This is a genomic window from Streptomyces sp. CA-111067 (genome assembly GCF_050956065.1).
GTDB lineage: Bacteria > Actinomycetota > Actinomycetes > Streptomycetales > Streptomycetaceae > Actinacidiphila.
Genome location: NZ_CP192103.1, coordinates 766912 through 785935, shown reverse-complemented (window position 1 = coordinate 785935; position 19024 = coordinate 766912). Strand labels below are relative to the sequence as shown.

The 19024-nt window shown below is 72.7% G+C and carries 15 protein-coding genes; 8 read left to right on the top strand and 7 right to left on the bottom strand.

Going from position 1 to position 19024, the window contains the following annotated elements; translation table 11 throughout:
• Positions 1-18: 18 nt before the first annotated feature.
• The 3 genes from ACQPW6_RS03430 to ACQPW6_RS03420 all read right to left on the bottom strand — a co-directional run bounded on the left by ACQPW6_RS03430 (position 19) and on the right by ACQPW6_RS03420 (position 3769).
• Positions 19-1245, bottom strand: coding sequence for a sialidase family protein (locus ACQPW6_RS03430; RefSeq protein ID WP_433888023.1), 1227 nt, complete (start codon positions 1243-1245; stop codon positions 19-21).
• Between the two features lie 128 nt (positions 1246-1373).
• On the bottom strand, positions 1374-2291 hold the full coding sequence (locus ACQPW6_RS03425) for a dihydrodipicolinate synthase family protein (RefSeq protein ID WP_433888022.1): 918 nt from the start codon (positions 2289-2291) through the stop codon (positions 1374-1376).
• The gene (locus ACQPW6_RS03420) at positions 2291-3769 is read right to left on the bottom strand and encodes a sialate:H+ symport family MFS transporter (protein WP_433888021.1); all 1479 of its coding nucleotides are present in this window, start codon (positions 3767-3769) and stop codon (positions 2291-2293) included. Before ACQPW6_RS03420 ends, ACQPW6_RS03425 begins: the two co-directional genes overlap by 1 nt.
• An 84-nt stretch (positions 3770-3853) precedes the next feature.
• On the opposite strand from ACQPW6_RS03420, the gene ACQPW6_RS03415 reads away from it, so the two are divergent.
• The gene (locus ACQPW6_RS03415; protein ID WP_433888020.1) at positions 3854-4621 is read left to right on the top strand and encodes a FadR/GntR family transcriptional regulator; all 768 of its coding nucleotides are present in this window, start codon (positions 3854-3856) and stop codon (positions 4619-4621) included.
• Between the two features lie 65 nt (positions 4622-4686).
• On the opposite strand, the gene ACQPW6_RS03410 is transcribed toward ACQPW6_RS03415, so the two are convergent.
• From ACQPW6_RS03410 to ACQPW6_RS03395, 4 genes are all read right to left on the bottom strand, one after another.
• A complete protein-coding gene (locus tag ACQPW6_RS03410; RefSeq protein WP_433888019.1) occupies positions 4687-6048 on the bottom strand; it encodes a glycoside hydrolase family 3 N-terminal domain-containing protein in 1362 nt (453 codons plus the stop codon).
• Between the two features lie 487 nt (positions 6049-6535).
• Positions 6536-7756: an RNA polymerase sigma factor gene (locus tag ACQPW6_RS03405; protein WP_433888018.1), complete on the bottom strand. Its 1221-nt coding sequence runs from the start codon at positions 7754-7756 to the stop codon at positions 6536-6538.
• Positions 7753-8079, bottom strand: a complete 327-nt coding sequence (locus tag ACQPW6_RS03400; protein WP_433888017.1) for a YciI family protein — start codon at positions 8077-8079, stop codon at positions 7753-7755. Before ACQPW6_RS03400 ends, ACQPW6_RS03405 begins: the two co-directional genes overlap by 4 nt.
• 148 nt (positions 8080-8227) lie before the next feature.
• The gene (locus ACQPW6_RS03395) at positions 8228-8959 is read right to left on the bottom strand and encodes a YoaK family protein (RefSeq protein WP_433888016.1); all 732 of its coding nucleotides are present in this window, start codon (positions 8957-8959) and stop codon (positions 8228-8230) included.
• A gap of 164 nt (positions 8960-9123) precedes the next feature.
• On the opposite strand from ACQPW6_RS03395, the gene ACQPW6_RS03390 reads away from it, so the two are divergent.
• The 7 genes from ACQPW6_RS03390 (at position 9124) to ACQPW6_RS03360 (ending at position 18967) form a co-directional block, all read left to right on the top strand.
• The gene (locus ACQPW6_RS03390; protein ID WP_433888015.1) at positions 9124-10641 is read left to right on the top strand and encodes an MFS transporter; all 1518 of its coding nucleotides are present in this window, start codon (positions 9124-9126) and stop codon (positions 10639-10641) included.
• A 168-nt stretch (positions 10642-10809) separates the two neighbouring features.
• Positions 10810-11856, top strand: a complete 1047-nt coding sequence (locus ACQPW6_RS03385; protein ID WP_433888014.1) for a LacI family DNA-binding transcriptional regulator — start codon at positions 10810-10812, stop codon at positions 11854-11856.
• A gap of 72 nt (positions 11857-11928) precedes the next feature.
• Positions 11929-13215 (top strand): ABC transporter substrate-binding protein, encoded by a 1287-nt coding sequence (locus tag ACQPW6_RS03380; RefSeq protein ID WP_433888013.1) that lies wholly within the window; start codon positions 11929-11931, stop codon positions 13213-13215.
• A gap of 20 nt (positions 13216-13235) precedes the next feature.
• Positions 13236-14216, top strand: coding sequence for a carbohydrate ABC transporter permease (locus tag ACQPW6_RS03375; protein WP_433888012.1), 981 nt, complete (start codon positions 13236-13238; stop codon positions 14214-14216).
• Positions 14213-15070, top strand: coding sequence for a carbohydrate ABC transporter permease (locus ACQPW6_RS03370; RefSeq protein ID WP_433888011.1), 858 nt, complete (start codon positions 14213-14215; stop codon positions 15068-15070). Before ACQPW6_RS03375 ends, ACQPW6_RS03370 begins: the two co-directional genes overlap by 4 nt.
• The gene (locus tag ACQPW6_RS03365) at positions 15030-17156 is read left to right on the top strand and encodes a glycoside hydrolase family 31 protein (protein WP_433888010.1); all 2127 of its coding nucleotides are present in this window, start codon (positions 15030-15032) and stop codon (positions 17154-17156) included. Before ACQPW6_RS03370 ends, ACQPW6_RS03365 begins: the two co-directional genes overlap by 41 nt.
• Positions 17153-18967 (top strand): beta-xylosidase, encoded by a 1815-nt coding sequence (locus tag ACQPW6_RS03360; RefSeq protein ID WP_433888009.1) that lies wholly within the window; start codon positions 17153-17155, stop codon positions 18965-18967. Before ACQPW6_RS03365 ends, ACQPW6_RS03360 begins: the two co-directional genes overlap by 4 nt.
• Positions 18968-19024 lie beyond the last annotated feature (57 nt).

Here is a 19024-nt window from a genome sequence, read left to right as displayed (position 1 = left end):
TCCGACGGCGAACGGGTGTCACGGCAGCAGCTCGCGGAGCGGCAGCCGGGCGAACGCGATCCGGTCGTAGGACGTCTCGGTGCCCGTCTCGTAGAGCAGGCCCACCTCGGCGTGGTCGATCTGCACCAGGTCGCTGTAGGCGGCTGGCAGTTGGGACAGGGTGCGGACCGCCTTCCAGGTGTGGCCGCCGTCCGCACTGGCCCGCACCGTCATCACCGCGCGGGCGCCGGGGTCGGCCGGGCCGGAGAACAGCAGCGGCCCGAGGGCCGGTTGCAGCACGCTGCCCTGCACCACCGGTCCGGCCAGCTCGACTTGGGGGCCGTAGGGGCGCAGCAGCGTCCGGCCGCCGTCCGCGCTGCGGGCGTCCACCCGCACGCCCGGTGCGCTGCCGTTCTGGTCGCGGGCGTTGAAGTACAGCGTGCCGTCGGGCAGTTGGGCGCAACTGGTCTCGTTGGCGTTGACCACCCCGTCGGGGTCGTCATCGGTGAAGCCGATCCGCCAGCTGTGGCCGCCGTCGTCGCTGAGCAGGCAGTGGCCGCCGTAGTACCTGTCCTCGGTGCCGGTGTCGGACGAGCCGGCCGGCGGCGCCGCCGAGTGGTTGGCCGGCACCACGAGCCGGCCGCGGTACGGGCCGGAGGCGAGCTGGACGGCATGGCCGGGGCCGGTCGCGTACCAGCGCCAGTCCGGCCGCTTGGCCTCGGCGGTGATCTCGGCCGGCTTGCCGAAGCTCCGGCCGTCGTCGGTGCTGTGCTGCACCCACACCCGGCGCCCGTCGGCCGCGGGCAGCTCGCCCGACATGATCTGCTCCTCGGTGGCGTCGGCCGCGTTGGAGCAGGTCAGCAGGACGATCGCGCCGGAGCGCCGGTCGAGCACCGGGCACGGGTTGCCCCGGGTGTCGCTGCCGTCGCCGCTGACCACCGCCAGCGGCCCCCAACTGCGCCCGCCGTCCACCGAGCGCCTGGCGACCACCACGATGGTGCCGGTGTCCGAGGTGCTCGCGCGGGCCTCGGCGAAGGCCACCAGCGTGCCGGTGGCGGTGCTCAGCACGGCCGGCACCCGGTAGACGGCGTAGCCGCCGGCGCCCGCGGCGAACGGCACGGACTCCGGCTCGGCGGCCGGACCTCCGGCGCCGGCGCCGGTACCTGCGCCCGTGTCGGCTGCGGCGGCCCGGCCGGCCAGGCCGGACCAGGCCAGCGCCCCGGTGGCCAGCGGCAGTACGACCAGCGCGCGTCGCGTGAACGGCATGATGGCGACCTCCTGTTTGCGGAACAGATGGGAAGAGCGGAAGACCGGAACAGCTGAACGTCTGCGGACCCGGGCGCCCGGCGGGTGCGAGGATCGGGGGCCGGGGCGCGGCCCCTCAGGGCGTCCCGTCAGTGCACCTGCCCGAGTCCGGCCGACGACACCCGTTCGGCGACGGCCCGCGCCTCGTCCCCGGTCAGCGGCAGCAGCGGCGCCTGCGTGTAGGGGTGGCTGATCACCCCTCTGGCGACCATCGCGGCCTTGAACGCGCCGAGCGCGCCGGAGATCCGGCCGATCCGCCGCGGATCGGCGATCGTGGTGATCTCGAACAGCTCGGCCAGCCGCCGCTGTTCGGCCCTGGCCGCCTCGAAGTCCCCGGTGCGCGCGGCCTCGTAGAGCCGGACGTAGCCGTGCGGATCGACGTTGCCGAGGCCCGGCACGATGCCGTCGGCGCCGCTGGCCATCGCCAGGTCCGCCAGCGTCTCCGACCCGGTCAGGCAGCCAGCCCCGCTGCCGGCCGTGCCGTCGAGCACCCGCCGGAAGCCCTCCAGGTCACCGGAGGAGTCCTTGACGGCGGCGATCACCTTCGCCTGGGCCAGCTCGGCGACCAGCCCCGGCGGCAGCTTGTAGCCGACGTTGGAGGGGATGTCGTAGGCGACGACCGGCAGTTCGAGTGCCGCGTGCAGCAACTCGTAGTGGGCCCGCACCTCCTGCTCGCCGACGCCCACGTAGAACGGCGCGGTGACCACCACCGCGTCGGCGCCCAGCGCCTGGGCGCGCCTGGCGTGCTCCAGCACCCGCAGGGTGCCGGTGTCGATCGCGCCGGCCAGTACGGGCACCTGGCCGGCGGCGGTGCGGACGACCGTACGCAGCGCGGTGTCCCGCGCGGCGTCGGTCAGTTGGGCGATCTCCCCGGTGGAGCCGCCGACGAACAGGCCGTGCACGCCCGCGTCGAGCTGGAAGGCGGTGAGGCGCTCCAGCGAGGCGGTGTCCACCTCCCCGTCCTCGGTCAGCGGGGTGCACAGGGGAGGGACGACTCCGTGGAACATCAGACCTTCTCACTCGTTTCGCTTGTCGGGGGTTGTCCGGGTTGTTGGGGTTGTTCGACAGGCACGGCATCACCGGGTTCGGGGTTCCGCCGGTCCGCCAACTTCTGCATCCGGCCGGGCAGGTCGAAGCCGACCAGCAGCACGACCACGGCGGTGAACGCGAAGCCGAGCACCCCGATGGAGGCGCCCAGGCTCAGCGGCTTGGCGAGTTTGGCGCCGAGCACCGGCGCGGCGGCGCCGCCGAGCGCGCCGACGTTGTAGCTGAAGCCGAGCGCGGCGCCGCGGATCCGCAGCGGGTAGTAGGCGGAGACGTAGGCCGGCAGCACACCCGAGGCGCCCGACCCGGTGCCCACCAGCAGGAACAGCAGCACCCACATGGTGGTGGTGTGGCCGGAGCCGAGCGCGAAGACCGGATAGGCGAAGACCAGTGAGGCCAGCAGCATCGCGATGTACGCCTGCCGGGTGCCGAACCGGTCGCCGAGATAGCCGACCAGCACCGTGCCCACGGCGTATCCGCACCCGGCGTACAGCAGCGCGTCCGAGACCTGGCCGGCGTCGTAGTGCAGGTTGGTCTTGAGGTAAGTCGGCAGCAGCGACTGGAGCGGCCAGGAGTACAGGAACGCGAAGAACACCGTGACCATCAGCGCCACCACCACCGGCCACAGCCGCCCGGCGAACTGTATGGTCAGCGCCACGAAGCAGGCCACGATCAGCGCGATCAGCAGCAGGGTGACGGCCATCGACTGGTTGCGCAGCACCAGCAGCACGGCGACCGCCGCCACCACGGACACCGGCAGGTTCCAGTTCTTGCGCCGCCCGGCGAAGAGCATCGTGGTCGCGCTGACGGGTTTCTCGCCCGCCTCGCGCGCCTTCTGCCACTGGTCGGCCTCCGGCAGCCGGCGGCGCAGGTAGATCGCCAGGATCACCGGCACCACACCGATCCAGAACAGCACCCGCCAGCTGCTGTGCGGCACCACCCAGGAGTAGGTCTTGGCCGCGAGCACGCCGCCCAGCGGGTAGCCGGACAGCAGCATGCCGCTGGCGGTGTTGCGCAGCCGGTCGGGCCAGCTCTCGATGATGTACGTGGCGCTCGCGGTGTACTCGCCGGCCATGCCGAGGCCGACCACCATCCGGAAGGCGAAGAGCGACCAGTAGTCCCAGGAGAAGCCGCAGAGCACCGAGCCGACCGCGTACAGCGCGATGCTCAGCACCATCGCGGGCCGGCGGCCGAACCGGTCGCCGAGCGCCCCGAGGGCCAGGCCGCCGAACCAGCGGGACACGAACGCGGCCGAGACCAGGGTGGCGGCCGTGACGGTGGAGAGGTGGAAGTCCTTCGCTATCTCGGTCAGGACCAGGGTGATCAGGACGAAGTCGAAGCCGTCCATGGCATAGCCGAGCCAGGCGGCGGAGAACGCCTTCCAGTCCCGGCCGGACAGTTCGGCACGCCAGCGAAGTGGTGGTGCGGCGGAGTCGCTCATGGGGCTCGCATCCTCGGGAGCAGGTCAACGGTATGTAGGACGTAGGACGTCCGACGTCCTACACATCGCGGTAACATAAGCCTCATGCCAGCGCAACGCAAGCCCCCCGCGCAGCCGGAGCCGGATCAAGGCCGCGGCCGGCGGCCCAGCGTGCAGGATCAGATCGTCGACCTGATCGTCGGGCTCGACCTCGACGCGGGCGACGCGCTGCCGCCGGAGCCCGAGCTGATGCGCAGCCTCGGGGTCAGCCGCAACTCGGTGCGCGAGGCGCTCAAGGGGCTGCAAGCTCTCGGCATCGTGGACATCCGGCACGGCTACGGCACCTACGTCGGCACCGCGGAACTGCGCTCGATGGCTCCCGGGCTGCTCTTCCACTCCCGGCTGGCCGTCCGCCGCGAGGATCCGCGGGCGATGCTCGACATCGTCGAGGTCCGCGCGCTGCTGGAGAGCGGGCTGATCAGGCGCTCGGCGCTCGAACTCAGCGACGCCGACCTCGACCGGCTGGCCGAGGAGCTGGCCGGCCTGGAGGCCGACGGCGACGCCGGGCGGGCCGACCACGACCGGCGGTTCCACGAGCTGATCTACGAGCCGCTCGGCAACGCCCTCGTGCTCCAGCTCATCGCGCTGTTCTGGGACGTGTACCGGCAGTTGGAGGGCGGTGTGGGCAAGGCGCGCACCGACCACCGGCAGGTCGTGCGCCAGCACCGGCACATGCTGGAGGCGCTGCGCTCCCGCGACCCGGAGGCCGCCGCGGCAGCCATCGCCGAGCACTTCGCCGAGATCACCGCCCGGATGGACCAGTGGGCGGCCGGCAGGACCGGCAAGAAGGGGCCGGCGGTCTCCGGCGGCTGACGGCCGCCGGTGCCCGTCCGGCCCGGCGGGGCCGCCGGTCTCCGGGAGCCCCAAGAACCTCGGGGTCAGCAGGTCAGCAGGCCCGCGTTCAGCTTGGCCGTCAGCACCCGCCGTACGCTGTCGTCCACCGACGAGCGCAGCGCCGAGTCCGTCGCCATCCGGCTGATCACCGCACTGGTCATCGGCACGATGTCGGCGGGCCTGACGGTGAGCACCACGTTGCCGCCGGCGCCGATGAAGTCCAGCGCGCGCTGGGCGGGGGAGCGGTCGCTGACGGCGACGGCCGCGCCGATGTCGTCGGAGATGATCGCGCCCTTGAAGCCGAGCTTGCCGCGCAGCAGCGTGCGCATCACGGCCGGGGAGAAGTCCGCCTGGTTCTTGGCGTCGATCCGGGTGTAGATCGCCGAGCCGACCATCACGAACGGTGTGCCGGCCTGGATGCCGCTGCGGAAGGGCTGCAGGTACGGGTCGGTCGTGGTGGTGACGTTGTCCTTGACGTTCGCCGTCAGGTCGGTGTTGCCGGTCACCCGGCCGAGGCCGGGGAAGTGCTTGATGCTGGGGACCACGCCCGCCTGGCGCATTCCGCGCAGGAAGGCGTCGCTGTGGCCGGCCACCGTCGCCGGGTCGGTGCCGAAGTTGCGGTCGAGCTTGCCGATCGGCTCGTTGACGTTCACCAGGTCGGGCGGCACGGTGTCGGCGACCGGCGCCAGGTTCATCGTCACGCCGGCCGACCTGAGCTGCCGCCCCCAGGTCGTCGCCTCGGCCTGCAGCTTGGCGTCCGACCACTTGCCCTGGTCCGCCGCGCTCGGCATCGGGCTGAAGCCGGGGCCGCCGAGCACCTGGACCTGGCCGCCCTCCTGGTCGGTGGCCACCAGCATCCCCACATCGGCGCCGCGCACCGAGGGGGCCAGCTTCCGCACCTGGTCGGTGACCTTCCGGACCGCCGCGGTGCCCGCGGAGGTGTGGCCCATCAGGAAGACCGAACCGACCTTGCCCTGGGTGATCGCCGCGGCCTGACTCGTACTCATCCGGGTGGAGCCGACCTCGGACATGAACAGCTGCCCGACCTGCTGCGCCCGGCTCATGCCGGAGATCGCCCGGTCGACGCAGCTCGCCGGCACCGGCTTGGTGCTGGTCGCCGGCGGAGGCGGCTTGCGGGTCGTGCCGCTCGCGGACGGGCTGGGCGACGCGCTCGGCGAGGCGGTGGTGGTGGTCGGGGCGGCGGACGAGGTGGTGGCGGAACTCGACTCGGCGGAGGCGGCCGGCGTCCCGGAGCCGCCGTTGCCGCAGCCCGCCAGCCCGACCAGCAGCCCGACCGCCGCTACGGCCGCCGCGCGCCGCCGGCCGGGCACCGGCGAGAACGCCGGCCGGCGCCCGCGGGTCCTCTCGGAGTCGTGGCGGTCGTCGCAAGCGGTCGGCAAACGCACGTGGAAACCTCGCACCTCGTCGGTCGGAAGCGGAACGCCGCGGTCAGCCTTGCACGTTCCTGCGTGCCACTGTGACAGGAGTCAATCCAAGTGGCGACGGGATACGTCCGAGCGGGCGTACGGCGACTCGGGGGACGCTACCGCGCGCGGCCGCGCCGGACCGCATCGCCGAGGTGGGAGACCCCCCGGGCGCCCCGCGATGTCCCGCCGCGCCGGTCGGCGGCGCACGAGCGGACGGTGCTGTGGCGCCGGGTGGCAACCGGACGCGGGCCCCTGCCGCCGGTCAGGCTCGGCCGGACCGGCGGCGGCCGGACCGCATCGCCGAGGTGGGAGAGATCCCGGGCGGCCCGCGGCGTCCCAACCCGGGACCCGCCGCGCGGGCCGGTGGCGCGTGGGCGGACGGTGCTATGGCGCTGGGTGGCAACCGGACGCCGGCTCTCCGCCGCCGGTCAGGCGCGGCCACCCCGCCGGCGGCCGGTCGCCGCCGTCAGAGTTCTGCCAGCCGCATGGCGAGGAAGCGACGCTCGGCCTCCGTCGGGGCCAGGTCGAGGGCTGCCCGGTAGGCCGCCGCGGCCTCGTCGTGGCGGCCGAGGCGGCGCAGCAGGTCGGCGCGGGTGGCCGGGAGCAGGTGATAGCCGGTCAGCTCGCGGGCGGCCAGCAGCGGGTCAAGTAGCGCGAGGCCGGCCTCCGGCCCGTCGGCCATCGCCACCGCGACCGCGCGGTTCAGCTCCACCACCGGGCCCGGCGCCATCCGGGCCAGCTCCGCGTACAGCAGCGCGATCTGCCGCCAGTCGGTCTCCGCCGCCTCCCGCGCCTCGGCGTGGCAGGCCGCCACGGCCGCCTGCACCTGGTAGGGGCCCGGCCGCCGGGTCAGCAGCGCGTCCTCCAGGACGGTCAGGCCCTCGGCGATCTCGTCCCGATCCCAGCCGGTGCGGTCCTGCTCGTCCAGCGGGACCAGGGCGCCGTCCGGACCGGTACGGGCGGCGGCCCGCGCGTCGTGCAGCAGCATCAGCGCGAGCAGGCCGCGGGCCTCCGGCTCGGCCGGCAGCAGCGCCGCCAGCAGCCGGGCCAGCCGGATCGCCTCGGCCGCCACCCGGCGCTGCTCCGCACCGTCGGCGCCCGGCGCGTAACCGGCGTTGAACAGCAGGTAGAGCACGGCCAGTACGGCGTCGGTGCGCTCGGGAAGCTGCTCCCGGGGCGGCACCCGGAACGGGATGCCGGCGTTCTTGATCTTGTTCTTGGCGCGGGTCAGCCGCTGCGCCATCGTGCCCTCGGGCACCAGGAACGCCCCCGCGATCTCGGCGGTGCTCAGGCCCGTCAGGGTGCGCAGGGTCAGCGCGACCCTGGCCGGCAGCGGCAGCGCCGGGTGGCAGCAGGTGAAGATCAGCCGCAGCCGGTCGTCGGGCAGTTCCTCGTCCCCGACGACCGGCGGCGGCTGCGCGGTCGGCGTCAGCCTGGCCACCTCCTTCAGTTTCGCCTTCTCGTTCGCCGCCCGGCGCAGCCGGTCGAGCGCCCGGTTGCGCGCGGTGGTGGTGAGCCAGGCGCCCGGCCGGCGCGGCACGCCCTCGTCCGGCCAGCGCTCCAGCGCCCGCGCGAAGGCGTCCTGGGCGCACTCCTCGGCCAGGTCCCAGTCACCCGTGGTCGCGATCACCGCCGCCACCACCCGGCCCCACTCCTGCGCCCAGGCGGTGGCGACGGCCTCGCTCACTCCGTCCAGAACGGCCGCACCTCGACCATGCCGTACCGGGCCACCGGGTGCTTCGCGGCGATCTCGATCGCCTCGTCCAGATCGGCGCAGTCGATGATGTCGAAGCCGCAGATCTGCTCCTTCGTCTCGGCGAACGGGCCGTCGGTGACCAGCGTCGAGCCGTTCTTGCTCCGTACGGTGGTGGCGTCCGCCGCGTCGTGGATCCTGCTGCCGGACAGCCGCACCCCGCGGCCGTCCATCTCGGTCACCCAGGCGGTCGCGTCCAGTTCCTCCGGGGTCGCGTCGAACGATCCCTCGTTGCAGATGAGCAGGAGGTACTTCATCGTCTGATCTCCTCGTTCTCGCCGGCCGGCCGTCGGTTCGGCTGTCCGTCCGTTCCCTCGTTCACCCTTACGACGATCGGCGGCCGGCCAGATGTACATCGCGGACCGGACGCGGGGAAAAACTTCCGGAAGCGCCCTCCGCGGCACCTCACCGCGTCCACGGCTGCTCCGACCGGCGCAGCGGCGCCAGCGCCGCCGCCACGCCCGCCAGCAGCACCGCGGCCGCCAGCAGCGAGAGCCCCGCGTGATCGTGCCCGACCAGGGCCGCCCCGGCCAGCGCCCCCAGGAACATCGCCAGCGCCGACAGCACCCGCCGCCCCGGCTTGCCGCCCGCGCCACCCGCCGGGCGGGAGTCGGCGGCGATCCCGGTGATCGTCAGGGTGAGCACGGTGGTGGTCAGATCGGGCACCGCGAGCCGCCGTACCGTCCCGTTCTGCGCACCCATCGCGAGCCCCAGCAGCACGATCAGCACCACCCGCCCCCAGCCGGACGACGGCCGGCCGGCCAGCTGGTCGGCGAGCAGCGCGGCGAGCACCAGCAGCACCTGGAGCCCGGTGGTGGCCAGCAGCAGCCTGCCCCGGTGGGCGGGCGTCCGGTGACCGGCGAACCGGCCGCTGAGCAGCGCCCCGGCGGCGAAGGCGAGCAGCGACACCACCGACGCCGTCAGCGAGAAACCCTTCGCACCGGCCAGCGAGAACGCCATGAAGACCACATTGCCCGTCATGTTCGCCACGAAGACATGACCGAGCGCCAGATAGCTGAAGGCGTCCACCAGACCGGTGACGACGGTCAGCCCGAGCAGCAGCGGGGGCAGCGGCCCGTGCCGTCCGGCCAGGTCGGGGACGAGCGTGTCGCGGGCCTCGCGGATCGCGGTGTGCACGATGATCCTCCGTGGGTGCGTACCAGCCCGTGTACGGGACAGACGTATGTCCGCGGGCTGAGCGGGAGCTGACGCACCATCGTCCCTGGTATGCCGGGGTGGACGCGGCCGCCGCGCGCGGCCCGCGCACCGATGTGACACTGCGAAGAGGAGGTGATCTTGAGATGTCGGATTCCGCACCGAAGCGCCACAGGGAGCCCGCGGGAGGCCCCGCGGCAGGTTCCGCCGGCGGCGGCACCATCACCACGGACGTGCCCGCCAGACTCGACCGGCTGCCGTGGTCGCGCTGGCACTGGATGATCGTGATCGGTCTCGGCACCGTGTGGATCCTGGACGGCCTCGAGGTCACCACGGTCGGCAACATCGCCGGCCGGCTGTCCGAGCCGGGCAGCGGCCTGGACATCTCCGCCTCCCAGATCACCGGCCTCACCGCCGCGCTGTACGTGGCGGGGTCCTGCACCGGTGCGCTCTTCTTCGGCTGGCTGACCGACCGCTTCGGCCGCAAGAAGCTGTTCATGATCACCCTGGCGGTGTACCTGACCGCCACCGCGATGACCGCGCTGTCGTTCTCCACCTGGTGGTTCTTCACCTTCCGGTTCCTGACCGGCTTCGGCATCGGCGGCGAGTACGCGGCCATCAACTCCGCGATCGACGAGCTGATCCCGTCCAAGTACCGCGGCCGGGTGGACCTGATCATCAACGGCAGCTACTGGCTGGGCGCCGTCGGCGGCTCGCTGCTGTCGGTCGTCGCGCTCAACACGAACATCTTCCCGGTCAACGTCGGCTGGCGGCTGACCTTCGCGCTCGGCGTGGTGCTCGGCCTGGTGATCATGCTGGTCCGCCGGCACGTCCCGGAGAGCCCGCGCTGGCAGTTCATCCACGGCCAGGCCGACGAGGCGAACGCGCTGGTCGGAGACGTGGAGAAGGAGATCGAGCGGGAGAAGGGCAAGCGGCTGCCGCGCGCCGAGACCGAGATGGTCATCCACCAGCGCAAGAGCATCGGCTTCTGGCTGATCGCCAAGACGGTGTTCCGCGGCTACCCCAAGCGCGCCGTGCTGGGCCTGTCGCTCTTCATCGGCCAGGCGTTCCTGTACAACGCCATCACCTTCGGCTTCGGCAACATCCTGACCACCTTCTTCGACGTGTCCACCGGCAGCACCGGCTACTACTTCGCGGTGATCGCGGCCGGCAACTTCCTCGGCCCGCTGCTGCTCGGCCGGCTCTTCGACACCGTCGGCCGGCGGATCATGATCTCCAGTACGTACATCCTGTCCGGTCTGCTGCTGTTCGGCACCGCCTACCTGTTCAACCGCGGCTCGCTGGACGCGACCACCATGACCGCCTGCTGGTGCGTCGTGCTGTTCTTCGCCTCGGCCGGCGCCAGCAGCGCCTACCTGACGGTCTCGGAGATCTTCCCGATGGAGACCAGGGCGATGGCCATCGCGTTCTTCTACGCCATCGGCACCGCGGCCGGCGGCATCACCGGGCCGCTGGTCTTCTCCGACCTCACCAAGTCCGGGGTGGTCGGCGACACCGTGGAGGCGTTCGTGATCGGCGCCTCGCTGATGTGCGCCGCCGGTCTGGTGGCCGCGTTCCTGGCGGTGAAGGCGGAGGGCCGGTCGCTGGAGGACATCGCCTCGCCGCTGTCCTCGGCGGAGCCGGAGTCCGCGGCGGCGGCCTGACGGTCCGCCGTCCACCGTGGTCGACGCGGTGGCGGGCCGCTCGGACAGATCCCTTGTCGGCCCGTCCCGGCCGTGCTACGTTCTGCGCCAATCGGGCAGTCGAATCAGTTCGACAGTTCGACGGTCCGGCCGCCAGGCCGGATCAGGAACGGGAGTCGGGACGGTTCGATGACGGTGACGATCGCGGATGTGGCACGGCACGCGGGCGTGTCGCGCAGCACGGTGTCGTACGTCCTCAGCGGCAACCGGACCATCTCGCCCGACACGATCAAGCACGTCGAACGCAGCATCGCCGCCCTCGGCTACCGGCCGCACGCCGGCGCCCGCTCCATCCGCACCCGCCGTACCGGCGTGATCGCGATGGCCCTGCCGATGGTCTACGGCCCGCACAACCAGGTGCAGATGCCGTACGTCTGGGCGGCCCTGACCGCCGCTCAGGACTGCGGCCTGAAGGTGCTGATGCTCACCGACGACGACGGCGAGGCGGCGATCAGGGACGCGGTGGCCGGCGCGCTGGTCGACGGCGTGATGCTGATGGAGGTGCAGCGGCAGGACCCCAGGATCCCGCTGCTGACCAAGCTCAAGCGGCCCGCCGTGCTGGTCGGCACCCCCGACGACGCGCACGGACTGCCCCGGCTGGACTTCGACTTCGCGCTGGCCGCCCGGGCCTGCGCCGAGCACCTGTACGAGCTCGGCCACACCGAGGTCGGCTACCTCGCCCAGTCGCCCGACGCGTTCGACCGGGACGTGGCCTACGCCTTCCACGCCCGCGAGTCGGTGCTCGGCGCGCTGGAGTCCCGCGGCCAGCGGGGCACCTGGGCCGCGTGCGACCCGGCGCCCGGCGGGGTGGTCAGGGCGCTGGACGAACTCTTCGCCAGGCAGCCCGACCTGAGCGCGCTGATCGTCTACAACGAGCGGGTGCTGTCGCTGGTGATCGACCGGCTGGCCGGGCTCGGCGCCCGGGTCCCGCAGGACGTCTCGGTCATCGCGATCTGCACCGACGACGAGGCCGAGCGGTGCGCGCCGCCGCTGGCCTCGGTGTCGCTGCCCGCGGAGGAACTGGCCAGGGCCGCCGTACGCAGCCTGGCCCGCCGTATCGAGGGTGAGGAGCTGCCGGCCGAGACGCTGCTGGCGCCCACCTTGAAGGTCCGGGCGAGCACCGGCCCGCGGCGCGCACGCGCCGCAGGGCCCGCGCCGGACCGCCCCCTGAACTGACGCCCGGCCGCCGGCCGGTGGATGGCACCGACAGCCGCGACGCCACTGTCGAATCAATTCGAAAGGCACGTCATGAGCCGCACCACACGCTTCTCCCGCTCCGCCGAGGCACCGGCCAGAGCCGGCCGGACCCCGCTGACCGCGGCGCGGCCCGGCACCCTCGCCGCACTCGCCGCCGTCGGCGTCCTGGCCCTGGCCGCCTGCGGCACCGGCTCCGGCGGCTCCGGCGGCGGCTCGGACACCCTCACCGAGATCGACTACTACGACGCCGCTCCGCAGAACACCCAGCTGCCGCAGATACTCGACGCCTGCGGCAAGCAGGTCGGCGTGACGATCAAGCACCAGCAGGTGCCGCGCGCCCAGTTCATGCCCAAGCTGCTCCAGCAGGCGTCCGCCCGCTCGCTGCCCGACCTGGCGCTGATCGACAACCCCGACCTCCAGCAGCTGGCGGCCACCGGGGGACTGGTGTCGCTGTCCAAGGCCGGCCTGAGCACCACCGGCCTGTACCCGTCGATCGTGCAGGCCGGGCAGTACCAGGGCCAGACGTACGGCATCGCGCCCGGCGTCAACGGCCTGGCGCTCTACTACAACACCGACGCCTTCACGGCGGCCGGACTCACCCCGCCCAAGACCTGGGACGAGCTCACCGCGGACGCCAGGAAGCTGACCCACGGCTCGCGGTACGGGGTGGCGTTCAGCGCGGTCGGCACCGAGGAGGGCGCCTTCCAGTTCGAGCCGTTCTTCTGGACCGCGGGCGCCGACCTGAAGAAGCTCGACTCGCCGCAGGCGGAGAAGGCGCTCGGGCTGTGGAAGGACCTGGTCGGCTCGGGATCCGCCTCCAAGTCGGTGGTCACCTGGACCCAGGCCGACGTCAACGACCAGTTCATGGCGGGCAACGCGGCCATGATGGTGAACGGGCCCTGGCAGCTGCCCACGCTCAACGGGAACAAGAAGCTGCACTTCGGCATCGTGCCCATCCCGGTGCCGGACGCCGCCGCCAAGCCCGTCACCCCGCTGGGCGGCGAGACCTGGACGGTCGGCCACAGCAACGCGGGGCGCGAGGCGAACGCGCTCAAGGTCGTCAAGTGCCTGCTCGGCAGGGACGAGAGCGCCAAGTGGTCCAAGGACGCCGGCTACATCCCGAGCAACCAGCAGGCCGCCGCCCAACTGGCCGCCTCCGAACCGCAGATGGCCGCCTTCGTGCAGGAGATCGGCACCGCCAAGGCCCGCACCACCGAACTCGGCACCGCCTACCCCAAGGTCAGCCAGGCCCTCGCCGACGCGATCCAGGCGTCGCTGGCCGGCGGCACCGCGCCGAAGTCGGCGCTCGCCCAGGCCCAGCAGTCGGCACAGAACTAGCACCGGACGGGATGCACACCATGTCCACCACCGTTCAGGGCGCCGCCGTGCCCGCGGCGAAGAACGCGCCCGCAGGCCCGCCGGCCGGCCGCCGCGGCCGCGGCGGGCCCGGCAGCGGCCGGGCCCGCTGGGCGGCCGTCGCCTTCGTTGCCCCCGCCTGGCTGTACGTCGCCGGGTTCTATCTGTACCCGCTGGCCGGCAGCGTGCGGATGGGCTTCCAGAACTACACGGTCTCGTCGTTCTACACCGGCGTGGCCCCCTACGTCGGCTGGGACAACTACCGGGCCGTCTTCCACGACAGCCACTTCGGCCGCACGGTGCTCAACACCGCGGTGTTCACCGCCGGTTCGCTGGTCTTCCAGTTCGGCATCGGGCTGGCGCTCGCGGTGTTCTTCAACCGCAGGTTCCCGCTGGGCGGACCGCTGCGCTCGCTGCTGCTGATCCCCTGGTTGCTGCCGCTGGTGGTCTCCGGCACCGCTTGGCGCTGGATCCTGGACACCGACTCCGGGGTGCTCAACCACGCCCTGCTCTCGCTGCACCTGACCGGCCACCCGATCCCGTGGCTGGCCAGCACCCACGACTCGCTGATCGCGGTGACGCTGGTGAACATCTGGGTCGGGATCCCGTTCAACATGGTGATCCTCTACGGCGGCCTGCAGAGCATCCCCGGCGAGCTGTACGAGGCCGCGGCGCTGGACGGCGCCGGTGCCTGGGGGCGCTTCCGGCACATCACGCTGCCGCTGCTGCGGCCGGTGACCGCCGTGGTGCTGACCCTGGGACTGATCTACACGATCAAGGTCTTCGACGTGATCATGATCCTCACCCAGGGCGGGCCCGCGGGCTCCTCGCAGACCCTGACCACGTTCGCGTACAACCTGTCCTTCCAGCAGCTGCTGTTCGGCCGCGGCGCGGCCGTCGGCAACCTGCTGATCCTGGTGGCGGTGGTCTTCGCGGCCGTCTACCTGCGCAGCACCCGCACCCAGCGGCAGGCCGACCGATGAGCGCCCCCGCCGCCCGCGCGCGGCGCGGGGCCGAGGGCGGCCGGATCAGCCGCCCGCTGAACACCGTGATCGCGCTGCTGATCCTGGCCGTGATGCTCTTCCCGCTGTACTGGATGCTGAACGCCTCGCTGCTGCCCTCCACCGACCTGGTGAAGAGCTCGCCGACCTGGATCCCGGTGCACGGCACCTTCCAGGGCTACCGCAACGCGCTGTCCAGCCAGGGCGGCCATCTGCTGGTCAGCCTCGGGGTGTCGGCCGGCACCGTGGCGCTGACGCTGCTGATCGCCGTGCCGGCGGCGTTCGGCCTCGGCCGGCTGCGGGCGCCCGGCGGCCGCACCCTGACCTTCGCCTTCCTGATCGCCCAGATGATCCCCGGCGTGGTGATGGCCAACTCCTTCTACACCGCGGCCAACAAGCTGCATCTGCTGAACTCGCCGCTGGCACTGGTCCTGGCCGACTCCACGCTCTGCGTGCCGTTCGCCGCGCTGATCCTGACCACCGCGATGCGCGGGGTGCCGGCCGAGCTCAGCGAGGCCGCCGTGCTGGACGGCGCCTCCCGGATCAGGACGCTGTGGTCGGTGATCCTGCCGGTCTGCCGCAACGCGGTGGTCACCGCGAGCCTGTTCTCCTTCCTGTTCGCCTGGGCCGACTTCCTCTTCGCGGTCACCCTCACCACGCAGGACGACCGGGCCCCGGTCACCGTCGGCATCTACCGCTTCATCGGGGCGCACCTGAGCGACTGGAACAGCGTGATGGCCACCGGGATCATCGCGTCGCTGCCCGCGGCCGTGCTGCTCGTCGTCGCCCAGCGCTATGTCGCGGCCGGCGTCACCAGCGGCGCCGTCAAGGACTGACCGCCCTTCCCCCGGCCCGCCGCACCCGGCCCGTCCCCACCCCGAACTCACCCTGAGGAGAACCACCTTGCCGTCCGCGTTCACCCGCCTCCCGAATCTTCTGCGGTGGCGCCTTGGCCACCACGTGCTGGAGATCCAGCCGTGGGGACCCGACAGCGTCCGCGTCAGGGCCGGCCTGCACCGCGTACTCGACGGCCTGCCCGGCGCACTGGAGCACGTGCCGGCCGACGCCCCCTGCGAGATCGACGTGCACGACACGCACGCCACGCTCAGCAACGGCCTGCTGCGGATCACCGTGGACGCCGCCGACGGACTGCTCAGCGCCGTACGCACCGACACCGGCGAGGAGTTGCTGCGCGAGCAGCCGCCGCACTTCTGGTGGCCGGGCGCCCGGCACTTCGACCCGGCCGGCGGCGGCACCTACCGGATCGAGCAGCGCTTCGCCGGGCACGACGACGAGCGCGTGCACGGCCTCGGCCAGCACGGGCACGGCCGCTTCGACCAGAAGGGCACGGTGCTCGAACTCCAGCAGCGCAACGGCGAGGTGTCCATCCCGTTCGCGCTGTCCAGCCGCGGCTACGGCTTCCTGTGGAACAGCCCGGCCGTCGGCCGGGTGGAGTTCGCCGCCAACGGCACCCGCTGGGTCGCCGACCGGGCCAGGCAGCTCGACTACTGGCTCACCGCCGGCCGCACCCCGGCCGACATCCTCGCCCGCTACGCCGACGCCACCGGCCACGCGCCGGCCTTCCCGCGCTGGGCGTCCGGCCTGTGGCAGAGCAAGCTGCGCTACCGGGACCAGGCCGAAGTCCTGGACGTGGCACGGGAGTACGCCCGCCGCGGGCTGCCGCTGTCGGTGATCGTGGTGGACTACCTGCACTGGCGCAGCCTCGGCGACTGGGACTTCGACCGCCGCGACTGGCCCGACCCGCGGGCCATGGTGGAGGAACTGCGCGCGCTGGGGGTCGAGCTGGCCGTCTCGGTGTGGCCCTCGGTCAGCCCGCTGTCGGCCGCCTATCCGCAACTGCGGGACGCCGGGCACCTGGTGGCCACCTACAGCGGCGCCACCGTGCACGCCGAATGGCCCGACCACGAGGACGCCCCCGAGGGCATCGGGGTGGCCTTCTACGACGCCACCGACCCCGGCGCCCGCGCCGCGCTGTGGGACCGGCTCCAGGAGCACTACTACAAGCTCGGCATCCGCGCCTTCTGGCTGGACGCCTGCGAGCCCGAGATGCGCCCCGGCCATCCGCAGAACCTCAACTACGCGGCCGGCCCCGGGGCCGAGGTCGCCAACCTCTACCCGCGCGAGCACGCCCGCGGCATCCACGAGCACCTCGTCGAGCAGGGCGAGACCGAGGTGCTCTCGCTGGTCAGATCGGCCTGGGCCGGCTCGCAGAAGTACGGCGCCGCGCTGTGGTCGGGGGACATACCCGCGACCTTCGAGGCGCTGGCCGACTCGATCCGCGCCGGGCTCAACGTGGCGCTCAGCGGCATCCCGTGGTGGACCACCGACATCGGCGGCTTCCACGGCGGCGACCCGGAGGACACCGAGTACCGCGAACTGATGGTCCGCTGGTTCCAGTTCGCCGCCTTCTGCCCGCTGCTGCGGCTGCACGGCCACCGCGAACCCCGGGTCTTCCAGGGCCCGATCGGCGTCGGCGGCGGCCCCAACGAGATCTGGTCGTACGGCGAGCGGGCCGAGGCGGCGATGACCGCCTCCTTGCGGCTGCGCGAGCGGCTGCGGCCGTACCTGCACCAGCAGTTGGACGCCGGGGCCGCCACCGGGCTGCCGCTGATCAGGCCGCTGCTGCTGGAGTTCCCCGACGACCCGGCCGGCTGGGACGTGGACGACCAGTTCCTGTGCGGCTCCGACCTGCTGGTGGCCCCGGTCGTCCGGCCCGGCGCCCGCGAACGCCGGGTCTACCTGCCGGCCGGCCCGGCCTGGACGCGACTGGACGGGGCCGGCGCCCCCACCACCCGCTACGAGGGAGGCAGCTGGATCACCGTGGCGGCGCCGCTGGACGCCGTCCCGCTCTTCGTACGCGACAACGCCCAACCCTTCACCCCCCACAGGGAGTTGCAATGACACGTCGCTCGGCACCATCCACCAGGCGGCCGCGGGCCCGCACGCTCGCCGCGCTCGCCGTTCTCGGCGCCGCCGCCCTGGCGGCCGCCACCCTCAGCCCGTCGCGGGCCGCCGCCGCCGACACCACGGTCTCGGTGGACCTGGCGAACCAGGGCGCGGCCCCCACCGCCGTCGGCTCCGGGTTCCTGTACGGCCTGAGCCAGGACGGCTCGGGACCGGCCGACAGCCTGCTGCAACCGCTCAAGCCCGGCCTGTTCCGCGGCGGCGGTGCCCGGATCGCCGGCGCCGGCTGGCTCGGCGACGGCTACAGCGCGGGCTCCGGCTACCGGGTGCGGCTCGACTCCGCGCTCTCCCAGGCCCGCCGGGTCACCGCGGCCCCCTACTCCGCCACCTACCACCTGCTCGTCTCCGACGTGTGGGGCGCCGACACCACCCAGCCGGCCAACACCGTCTACCCGTGCGACAACGGGGACTGCTCCAACTGGAAGTCCTTCATCGACCGGCTGGTCACCGATGTGCAGGCGTCCGGCGTGCGGGTGTCGTACGACATATGGAACGAGCCCGACGGCACCGGCTTCTGGCAGCGCGGCGTCAACAGCCCGCAGTACTACCAGATGTGGGACACCGCGGTCCGCGAGATCCGCCGGCTGGCGCCCTCCGCGCAGATCGTCGGCCCGTCCTACAGCGGCTACAACCACGGCTGGCTCGACGGCTTCCTCGGCCAGACCAGGACCGACAACACCCTGCCGAACGTGGTCAACTGGCACTTCGGCAACGACCCGGCCGCCGACGCCGCCGACGCCCGCGGGCTGCTGGCCGCGCACGGGGTGAGCGGGCTGCCGCTGACCATCAACGAGTACCTGTTCTCGCAGCAGCAGAACTCCGCATACACCGCCTGGTTCCTCGACCGGCTCGCCGCCTCCGGGGTGACCGGCGCCGCACACGCCATCTGGAGCGACTGCTGCACGGCCGGCACCCTGGACTCGCTGCTGGTGAACGGGCAGCCGACCGGCCAGTGGTACGTCTACCAGGCGTACGCCAAGCTCAGCGGCCACCTGCTGGGCAGCACCACCAACGGCGGCACGGCGGTGGCCGCGGCGCTGGACAGCGGCGCCCGCCAGGTCAGGGCGCTGATCGGCAACAACTCCGGCCAGGGCGGCACCACGTCGGTGGACTTCCAGAACCTGTCCGCCGCCTCCTGGCTGCTCGGCAACGGCAAGGTGCACGCCACCATCCAGCGCATCCCGGACGCCAACCCGCTCAGCGGCGGCCCGGTCACCGTGTTCGACAGCGATGTGGCACCGAACGGCAACACCCTGCATGTGCCGGTCTCGGTCACCGGCGGCACCGACGCGTACACCGTCACCCTCACCCCGGGCAACGGCTCGACCGGTCCCGTCGACCACACGGTGACGGTGGACGGCACCGCGACCAACACCGCCGACCCGGACCACTTCCAGTACGGCGCCAACTGGGGCGTCACCAACGGCGTCAGCGACATGTACCAGCAGACCGCCAACTGGTCCTTCACCAGCGGCGCTCAGGCCGGTTTCCACTTCAGCGGCACCAAGGCCGTCCTCTACGTTGTACGGGACACCGACCAGGGCATCATGACGCTCTCGCTGGACGGCGGCGCCCCGGTGGACGTGGACGGCTACGCGCCGGCGAGGAACGCCTCGGGCGCGGTGTGGACCAGCCCGGTGCTGGCGGCGGGGAACCACACCCTGACCATCACCAACAGCGGCCGGAAGAACGGCGCCAGCAGCGGCAACAACATCGCGATCGACCGCGCGGACGTCACGACACCCTGACACCGCGCGCGATCAGGACGCGCGACGGATGACCGCACGACGTACGACGGCCGTGGC